At 60.9% G+C, this 8,969-nt stretch carries 6 protein-coding genes; 3 read left to right on the forward strand and 3 right to left on the reverse strand.

What is annotated here, in order from left to right; translation table 11 throughout:
• Positions 1-82: 82 nt before the first annotated feature.
• A complete protein-coding gene (locus Q1V60_RS16175) occupies positions 83-655 on the reverse strand; it encodes a xanthine phosphoribosyltransferase (RefSeq protein ID WP_300632212.1) in 573 nt (190 codons plus the stop codon).
• A gap of 58 nt (positions 656-713) precedes the next feature.
• A complete protein-coding gene (gene rep / locus Q1V60_RS16180) occupies positions 714-2,723 on the reverse strand; it encodes a DNA helicase Rep (protein ID WP_300632215.1) in 2,010 nt (669 codons plus the stop codon).
• Positions 2,724-2,991: 268 nt separating this feature from the next.
• Here rep and Q1V60_RS16185 point away from each other — a divergent pair, with 268 nt between their 5' ends.
• On the forward strand, positions 2,992-4,656 hold the full coding sequence (locus Q1V60_RS16185) for a bifunctional diguanylate cyclase/phosphodiesterase (protein WP_300632217.1): 1,665 nt from the start codon (positions 2,992-2,994) through the stop codon (positions 4,654-4,656).
• Positions 4,657-4,779: 123 nt separating this feature from the next.
• Here the strand turns inward: Q1V60_RS16185 and Q1V60_RS16190 are convergent, their stop codons facing one another.
• On the reverse strand, positions 4,780-6,183 hold the full coding sequence (locus Q1V60_RS16190; RefSeq protein WP_300632220.1) for a NorM family multidrug efflux MATE transporter: 1,404 nt from the start codon (positions 6,181-6,183) through the stop codon (positions 4,780-4,782).
• A gap of 151 nt (positions 6,184-6,334) precedes the next feature.
• On the opposite strand from Q1V60_RS16190, the gene Q1V60_RS16195 reads away from it, so the two are divergent.
• Complete coding sequence (locus Q1V60_RS16195) at positions 6,335-7,255, forward strand: LysR substrate-binding domain-containing protein (protein ID WP_300632223.1); 921 nt, start codon at positions 6,335-6,337, stop codon at positions 7,253-7,255.
• A 178-nt stretch (positions 7,256-7,433) separates the two neighbouring features.
• On the forward strand, positions 7,434-8,969 hold a 1,536-nt coding region (locus Q1V60_RS16200), incomplete at its 3' end, for a methyl-accepting chemotaxis protein (protein ID WP_300632225.1).

The raw sequence follows: 8,969 nt of genomic DNA on the forward strand, positions 1-8,969 counted from the left end.
GTCAGTCGACATCACGTTGACTGATCCACCGCATTCGCGAGCAAGCCCGCTCCCACATTTTTTTACCGCATTCAGGCCGCGATTAGTCGATAAAGGTAACCACGCCACCGCTCAGCGACTTCACTCGCGCCAGCGATTCAACCCGATAACCCTGCGCATCGAGTTCGGCACGACCGCCCTGAAACGACTTCTCGATAACGATGCCCAAACCGGCCACGGTCGCACCCGCTTGCTTGATGATCGAAATCAGCGCCTGGGAAGCCTTGCCGTTGGCCAGGAAGTCATCGATGACCAGTACGCGGTCGCTGCTGGTCAGGTGGCGCGGGGAGATCGCCACGGTGCTTTCGGTTTTCTTGGTGAAGGAATACACCGTCGCCGACAGCAGGTTTTCAGTCAGGGTCAGGGACTGTTGCTTGCGTGCGAAGATCACCGGCACGCCGAGGTTCAGCCCGGTCATGATCGCCGGCGCGATGCCTGAAGCTTCGATGGTGACGATCTTGGTGATGCCCGAATCCTTGAACAGCGCGGCGAATTCATCGCCGATCAATTTCATCAGCGCCGGATCGATCTGGTGGTTCAGAAAGGCGTCAACCTTGAGTACCTGATCGGAAAGCACGATGCCTTCTTCGCGAATTTTCTTGTGCAGTGCTTCCACGGAAAGCTTCCTCTGTTGGCGCAACAGGCGCCGAAAGTAGATTAAAAAGTAGTCGATTCTAGCGCTTTAACATCGCGCGTATATCGGCCAAGGCGCTGTTGCCGCGAACGGCCTTCACCTCGGTCGGGGTGTCGTCGTTGCCTTCCCAGGCCAGGTCATCCGGCGGTAGCTCATCCAGGAACCGGCTGGGGGCACAATCGATGATTTCGCCGTATTGCTTACGCTTGGCGGCAAAGGTGAAGGCCAGTGTCTGACGCGCGCGGGTAATGCCCACGTAGGCCAGGCGCCGTTCTTCCTCGATGGTGTCGGCTTCGATGCTGGAGCGGTGCGGGAGAATCTCTTCTTCCATGCCCATGATGAACACGTAGGGAAATTCCAGCCCCTTGGACGCGTGCAAGGTCATCATCTGCACGCCCTCGGCGCCGTCTTCCTCTTCCTGCTGGCGCTCGAGCATGTCGCGCAGCACCAGCTTGCCGATGGCGTCCTCGACGGTCATTTCACCGTCTTCGTCTTTTTCAAGGGTGTTCTTCAGGGCTTCGATCAGGAACCAGACGTTGCCCATGCGGTAGTCCGCGGCCTTGTCGCTGGAGCTGTTGGTGCGCAGCCAGTTTTCATAATCGATGTCCATGACCATGCTGCGCAGGGCGCTGATCGGGTCTTCGCCGGCGCACTGCTCGCGTACCTTGTCCATGAAGCGCTTGAAGCGCGACAAGCGGTCGGTGAAGCGCGTGTCCAGGTGTTCGCCCAGGCCGATTTCATCGGTGGCGGCGTACATCGAAATCTTGCGTTCGGTGGCGTAGTTGCCAAGCTTTTCCAGCGTCGTCGAACCGATTTCCCGACGTGGGACGTTGATCACGCGCAGGAAGGCGTTGTCGTCATCCGGGTTTACGATCAGGCGGAAATAGGCCATCAGGTCTTTCACTTCCTGGCGCCCGAAGAAGCTGTTGCCGCCCGACAGGCGATACGGTATCTGGTGATGCTGCAATTTCAGTTCGATCAGCTTGGCCTGGTAGTTACCGCGATACAGGATCGCAAAGTCGCTGTAAGGCCGGTCGGTGCGCAGGTGCAGGCTGAGGATCTCCACGGCCACGCGCTCGGCTTCGGCGTCTTCGTTGCGGCAGCGGATCACGCGGATTTCATCGCCATGGCCCATCTCGCTCCACAGTTGTTTTTCAAACGCGTGGGGGTTGTTGGAGATCAGCACGTTGGCGCAGCGCAGGATACGGCTGGTGGAGCGGTAGTTCTGCTCAAGCATCACCACTTTCAGGGACGGATAGTCGTCCTTGAGCAACATCAGGTTTTCCGGGCGTGCACCGCGCCAAGCGTAGATCGACTGGTCATCGTCGCCTACCACGGTGAACTGGTTGCGCGTGCCGATCAGCAGCTTCACCAGCAGGTATTGGCTGGCGTTGGTGTCCTGGTATTCGTCCACCAGCAGGTAGCGCACCTTGTTCTGCCACTTTTCCAGGATGTCCTTGTGTTCCTGGAACAGTTTGACCGGCAACAGGATCAGGTCGTCGAAGTCCACCGCGTTGAACGCCTTGAGCGTGCGCTGGTAGTGGGTGTAGACGATGGCGGCGGTCTGTTCCTTGGGGTTGCGCGCAGCTTCCAGCGCTTCGGCGGGCAGGATCAGGTCGTTCTTCCACGAGCCGATCATGTTCTTGATCTCGTCGACGCCGTCGTCGCCCGCGTATTCCTTTTGCATGATGTCGGTCATCAGGGCTTTGACGTCGGTCTCGTCGAAGATCGAGAAACCCGGCTTGTAGCCCAGCCGTACATGTTCCTTGCGGATGATGTTCAGCCCAAGGTTGTGGAAGGTACACACGGTGAGGCCACGGCCTTCGCCACCCTTGAGCAGGGTGCCGACGCGCTCTTTCATTTCCCGCGCCGCCTTGTTGGTAAAGGTCATGGCGACGATGTACTGGGCACGGACGCCGCAGTTCTGGATCAGGTGCGCGATCTTGCGGGTAATCACGCTGGTCTTGCCGGAGCCAGCACCGGCGAGCACCAATAGAGGGCCGCCGACGTAGTTCACGGCTTCTTGCTGCCGGGGATTGAGTCGGGACATACAGAGTTCGGGGGATCGTTGTTCAAAAGGGCGGGCATTTTAACAGGCTGACAAGATTCTGCTGCCTTAGAACGACGGTGTGACGTACCGCTCGATCTAAATTTGCCGGTTTTGCCACTTTGCCGCAGGATGTCGGGGGTATCGCGACTATTTTTCACAGTTTGGGTGTTTGATAACACCTGGCATTTGTCGTGCATTTGTCATTGTCAGGCTGCACGTCATAATGCCCGCCGCCAACGAATCTTTTTGCAGAGTCTAGGGAGCTAGCTTGTCTACGCCTGTCGAACCCTTGCGTTTGCTGCTGCTGGCCGATGAGCCGGCGTGGGCAGCGTTGTTGCGCGAGTGCCTGGCGCCGATGGGCGATGGGGCGGTGCTGATCAGTGCGCCCAACTGGGACTCGGTGAGTCGTCTGTTCGACGACGACCACGATGCGGTGCTGTTGACCACGCCCACGCTGCAACCCGGCCCCGGTCGTTGCAGCTTGCCGTGTGTACTGTTGCTGGAACGGGAACCGCTGGTTGCGCCGCTCGGTGCCAGCGATTGGCTGATCCATTCTGTGCTGGATGCCGATACCCTGCGCCGCTGCCTGCGCCATGTGCGCGAGCGAGGCGTGCTGGAGAACACGTTGCAGCGCCTGGCCGAACAGGACCCGCTCACCGGTATCGCCAACCGCCAGGGTTTCCAGACCCTGCTGGCGGCGCGGCTGGCGGAGAACGAAGGCCGTGGCCTGGCCCTCGGTCATCTGGACCTGGACAATTTCCGTCACGCCAACGATGCCCTCGGCCACCAGGCCGGCGACCGCTTGATCCTGCAGGTGGTTTCACGGCTCAAGAGCCAGCTTGAAGCCGGTGATCAGTTGGCGCGCCTGGGCAGTGATGAGTTCGCGCTGCTGATCGACACTCGCCGAGCGCCCCAGCGCGCCGAGTGGATGGCCGAGCGCATCACCGAAGTGATGGCCGAGCCTTACTGGGTGGATGGCGAGAGCCTGCTGATCGGCTGCAGCCTGGGCGTGGCGCATGCCCGTGCCCGTGCCGGTGCCGACCCGTTGATGTGGCACGCCCATATCGCCATGCAGCAGGCCAAAAGCACCCAGGGCTGTACTTTTCATATCTTCAACGAACGCATCAACCGTAACGCGCGCAGCCTGGCCGACCTGGAAAGCGAATTGCGCCGTGCCTTGCGCCGCGATGAGCTGGAGCTGCATTACCAGCCACGCCTGGACCTGGACGACGGGCGTATCGTTGGCCTGGAAGCCTTGGTGCGTTGGCGCCACGGCGAGCGTGGCCTGTTGCCACCGAGCGAGTTCGTGCCCCTGGCCGAGCAGAGTGGCCTGATCGTACCGTTGGGTTATTGGGTGATTTCCCGGGCCCTGCGCGACATGCAGGACCTGCGCGAACGCGGCCTGCCGCCGTTGCACATGGCGGTCAACCTGTCGTTTCGCCAGTTCCAGGACAGCCAATTGCTCTCGACACTCAGCCGGCTGATTGCCGAGCGCGGCGTGGAAGCGCAATGGCTGGAGTTCGAGCTGACCGAAACCGCCGTGATGCGGCGCAGCGACCTGGTCAAACAAACCATGGACGCCCTCGGCCGCCTCGGCGTGCGGTTTTCCCTGGATGACTTCGGCACCGGTTTCTCATCGTTCGTGCACCTCAACAGCCTGCCGATTGCCTTGTTGAAGATCGACAAGAGCTTCGTGGGTGGCATGGAAGAGCGCGAAGAGAACCGCAAGCTGGTACACGCCATGATCAACCTGGCCCACAACCTCAACCTGGAAGTGGTGGCCGAAGGCGTGGAGACCTCGGAGCAGTTGGCATTGCTGCGTTTGTTCGGCTGCGACCAGGTCCAGGGTTATTTGATCAGCAAGCCGTTGCCGTTGCCGGAGCTGGTGCAATACCTGATGTTCGCAAAGGGGCAGCAGGCGTCGTTGGGTTAAGTTGCAAACCCGATCGAATGTGGGAGTTGAGTTACCTGCGATAGCGGTGGCCAGCCAGCAAATTTTTGACTGACACACTGCAATCGCAGGCAAGCCAGCGCTCACACTGACCGCGTGCATCCTTCAGTCCGGCTGGGCAGCCTGTAAAGTGCTGTAGGTTTCGGGCTCCCGCCGAATCATCCGCTTCATCTTCGCCTCAAACGCCCAGGTCAGGCTCACCGCCGCGCACGCCAACCCCAGCGCCAATCCCCACCATACGCCGGTCGGCCCCCAGCCCAGGGTGAACGCCATCAGCCAGGCCGAAGGCGCGCCGATCAGCCAGTAGCAACCGAGCCCCACCAGGAATGTGGTCTTGGCGTCCTTGAGGCCACGGATGCAGCCCATGGCAATGGTCTGCACGCCGTCGAACAACTCGAACCAGGCCGCAACGGCCAGCAGGCTGACGGCGAGCACGATCACCTCGTGGAATGCCGGGTTGTCATGGTCGAGGAACAGCCCGATCAGCGGGTCGGAAAACAGCCAGAACACCACGGCAAACCCCAGCATCACCATGGCGCCAAACCCCATACCGACCCGTCCGGCCATGCGCGCGCTCAACAACTGCCCGGCGCCGTAATGCTGGCCGATGCGCATGGTCACCGCATAGGACATCCCCGCCGGCACCATGAACGCCACGGAGACGATTTGCAGGGCAATCTGGTGCGCCGCCAACTGCGTGCTGCCCATGGTGCCCATGCACAGCGCGGCGAAAGCGAACAGCCCGACTTCTACCGCATAGGTGCCGCCAATCGGCAGGCCCAGGCGCCACAGTTCGCGCAGGTACTGGGTATTGAGGCGCAGCAGGCCGGTACTCAGCGGGTAGGCGGCGTAGGTCCGGTTGCTGCGGATGTACCACATCAGCGCCAACGCCATGCCATTGGCGACGATGGCCGTTACCAGGCCGATACCCATCAACCCAAGCTTGGGCAGGCCGAACATGCCTTCGATCAGCGCATGATTGAGCAAGTAGTTGACTACCGTGCCGCACAGGCTGATCACCATCACCGGGGTGGCTTTGCCGATGGCACTGGTGAAACCGCGCAGCGCCATGAAGCTGAGGTAGCCGGGCAGGGCGAATGGCAGGAGAGTGAGAAATTGCCCGGCGGCCTGCACGTTGGTCTCGGTCTGGCCGAACATCAGCAGCACCGGTTTCAGGTTCCATAACAGTAGCGCCGCCGCCAGGGCCATCAACCACGCGAGCCACAGCCCGGCCTGGGTCAGCCGGGTGGCGCCGTCGATGTCGCCCGCGCCGTGACGGATGGCCACCAACGTGCCCACCGCAGCAATCACACCGATGCAGAAAATCGCCACGAACGAATAGCTCGCCGCGCCCAGGCCGCCGCCAGCCAAAGCTTCGGGGCTCAGGCGGGCCATCATCAGGGTGTCGGTCAGCACCATCAGCATGTGCGCCAACTGTGAGGCAATCAACGGCCCTGACAGCCGCAGAATGGCCCAGAGTTCGGTACGTGCCGGATGCTGCATGATCATCGCTCTCAAAATGTCAGGAAGGTGGAGAGGGCTGATTCTCGGCGCTTTCAGCGCATTGCACAAAGGGATAAAAACGATCGTTCGCATGATTAAAACTCATGCTTGATCAATTCTGGTAGGGTCTGCGAATTGCGCTGTCGGAGCTTTCAGAATGTCTCGTCGTCTTCCCCCGCTGTATGCCTTGCGGGCATTCGAGGCCGCGTCCCGTCACCACTCCTTCACCCGCGCGGCGGAGGAGTTGTCGATTACTCAAAGTGCGGTCAGCCGGCATATTCGTACGCTCGAAGAGCATTTCGCCTGCCGGCTGTTCCAGCGCAGCGGCCGTACCTTGCAGCTCACGGAAGCGGCGCGCTTGTTGCTGCCCGGCGTGCGTGAAGGGTTCGCCGCCCTGGAGCGGGCCTGCCATACCCTGAACGCCGAAGATGACATCTTGCGCATGAAAGCGCCGTCCACCTTGACCATGCGCTGGCTGCTGGCGCGGTTGAGCCGCTTTCGTGCCTTGCAGCCGGGCAATGAGGTGCAACTCACCAGTGCGTGGATGAGCATCGATGAAGTGGACTTCAATCAGGAACCCTTCGATTGCGCGGTATTGCTCAGTAATGGGCACTTTCCGGCGGATTGGGAAGCCAGTTACCTGTTTGCCGAAATGCTGATTCCGGTTGGCGCGCCCAATCTGTTGGAAGACGGCCCTTGGGATGTGGCGCGGTTGGCAACGGCTGAACTGCTGCACCCGACACCGGACCGGCGCGACTGGCGTTACTGGCTGGAGCGCATGGGGTTGGCGTCGCGGGTCTCGCTCAAGGGTGGGCAGGTGTTCGACACGCTTGAATTGGGCATGATCGCTGCCGCGCGGGGTTATGGCGTATCCATGGGCGACCTGCTGATGGTGGCCGAGGACGTCGCCCAGAAACGCTTGAGCCTGCCTTGGCCGACGGCCGTTGCCAGTGGGGAAAGTTATTACCTGGTGTGGCCCAAAACCCGCCCCGGCGGCGAGCGCTTGCGGCGCTTGGCGGAATTTCTTCAGGGCGAGGTGCAAGCGATGGTTTTACCGGCTGTGGCACGCCTTGAATGAAGACGTCGGCTTGTGGAGTGCAATCGTTTGCGCGATACCCCTGTGAATCGCTCAAGTATTGCAAAACCGCGCCGAAGTAAGGTGTGTTGAACCTTCGTGCACCAACGTTTCCCACTAGATAATTCGCCGAACAGCGCTAAGAGATCAGGATGATCCTGGCCCCGGCTCAGGAGCTGTCATGTCTCAACCTCGCGCTCGGATCGCCTCCCAGTTAGGCCTCGCATTGGCCGTGATTCTGGCTGTCGTCATCAGCGGCAGTACCGTCTTCGCTCTGCGCTCCCTCGATACAGCCAATCTCGCTACCCGCGAAGAACACTTGGCCAGCGAGGCGCGCTTGCTCGCCGACCAGCTCAATACATTCCACAGCACCTTGCGCGAGAGCACTCAGCGTTTGAGCGGGCTGTTTGAAAAGCGCTTCGGCGCCGGCTTGAGCGTGCGCGCGGACGAGCCCGTCGCCGTGGCCGGCGTGCAGACTCCAAGCCTGTACTTGGGCAGCCAGTTGCTGAACAACAATTTCGGCGAAGTGGATGATTTCAAGGACATGTCCGGCGGCGTGGCCACGGTATTCGTGCGCAGCGGCGATGACTTTATCCGCATCAGCACTTCCCTGACCAAACAGGATGGCAATCGCGCCATCGGCACCGTGCTGGATCGCCAGGGCCCGGCCTACCAACGTGTATTCAGCGGGCAGACCTATATCGGTCGGGCAGTGTTGTTCGATCGCTCCTACATGACCCAATACAGCCCGGTGCGTGACGCCAGCGGAAAAGTCATCGCGGTGTTGTTCATCGGTTTCGACTACACCGACGAACAGAAAGCCCAGTTCGACAACCTCAAGCGCTTCCGTATCGGCCAGACCGGCTCCCTTTCGTTGCTGGATGAACAGAAGCACTGGTTGGTGCCGCCGGCCGGTGTACAAGGCTTGGATCAAGCCGTTGCAGTGATGCTCGACTTGGCGAAGAAACCGGGTGAAGGCCGCTTCTGGAGCGACAAAAACGAAGACTTCTACAGCGTCTCGGTACCGTTCGAGGGTGGCCCGTGGGCTGTGGTGGCGAGCATGCCCAAGGCTGAGATTCGTGCAGTGACTTGGGAAGTCGGCCTGCGCCTGGTGATCGGTAGCGTGCTGGCCATGCTATTGGCTGTGGGCGCCACGGTGTGGCTGTTGCGCAGCAAGCTTGCGCCATTGGGTGACTTGGTACGGCAAGCCGAAGCGCTCGGTGCAGGCGACCTGAGCGCGCGTCTCAACGTTTCCAGCCATGATGAAATCGGCCAGTTGGCGCGCAGCTTCAACCAGATGGGCGAAGCGCTGTCGACCATGGTTTCGCATATCCGCAAGGCGGCCGAAGACGTCAACAGCCGTGCTCAGGCGTTGTCCGGTTTGTCTGGCGGTGCCTATGAAGGCATGGAGCAGCAGTCCGGCGAGATCACCAGCATGGCCGGCGCGGTGGAGGAATTCAGCGCCACCTCGCTGAATATCGCCGACAACATGGGCAACACCGAGCGTCTGGCCCAGGAAAATGCCCAGCAGACCCGCATCGGGCGTGCCTCGATGCAAGAGGCGTCGTCGTCCCTGGAACATATCGCCACCTCCCTGAACAGCACCGCTACGGTGATCAACACCTTGGGCCAGCGTTCCCAGGAAATTGGCGGCATTGTCGGGGTGATTACGTCTATCGCAGAACGGACCAACCTGCTGGCGCTCAATGCTGCCATC

The organism is Pseudomonas sp. (assembly GCF_030147005.1).
In the GTDB taxonomy this organism is placed as follows: domain Bacteria; phylum Pseudomonadota; class Gammaproteobacteria; order Pseudomonadales; family Pseudomonadaceae; genus Aquipseudomonas.